Origin of the sequence: Paraburkholderia acidipaludis NBRC 101816 (assembly GCF_000684975.1) — a bacterium.
Classification (GTDB): domain Bacteria; phylum Pseudomonadota; class Gammaproteobacteria; order Burkholderiales; family Burkholderiaceae; genus Paraburkholderia; species Paraburkholderia acidipaludis.
Window position 1 is genome coordinate 1 of the sequence record NZ_BAXZ01000062.1, and the last position, 574, is coordinate 574.

Below are 574 nucleotides of genomic sequence, written 5' to 3' on the forward strand. Positions count from 1 at the left end.
TCCTTCAGGTACGGCGAGCGATAGCCCGAGTGCACGCCCCAGTAATAGAACACCAGCGAGAACAGCGCCACCACCAGCATGTCCCAGCCGTAGGGGATCACGTTGCTGCCGCCGAACTGCTTGCTGCCGATCAGCGAGAGCACTGCCATCGTCGGCAGATAGGCGCACAGCCACCATGCCGCCTTCAGGTCCTGGCCCCAGCCGCCCCAGCCCTTCTTGCCCTGGAAGTAGAAGTACACCGGCAGCGCCACGATCATCAGCAGAATGATTTCGCCCGTCAGCGGCCACTTCGCCCAGTACAGGATCATCGAGGCGCAGACGAACGCGAACGGCGCAATCACCTTCATGAGCGGCACGGACAGCGGACGCTCGAGGTCCGGCGCGGCGCGCTTGAGCGCCATCAGGCTGATCGGGCCCGTGAGGTACGAGATGACCGTCGCCACCGAAATCACCGCCGCGAGCGAGCTCCAGCCGCGGAAGAAGAACATGAAGATGAACGACACCAGCAGGTTGAACCACATCGCGTTGCGCGGCACGCCGTAGAACGGGTGCACGTTGCCGAACATCTTCGGCA

The 574-nt window shown here is 63.4% G+C and carries 1 pseudogene; it reads right to left on the bottom strand.

The features are described from left to right. Window positions 1–574, bottom strand: a pseudogene (locus BAC01S_RS29795) (amino acid:proton symporter); the annotation flags it as partial.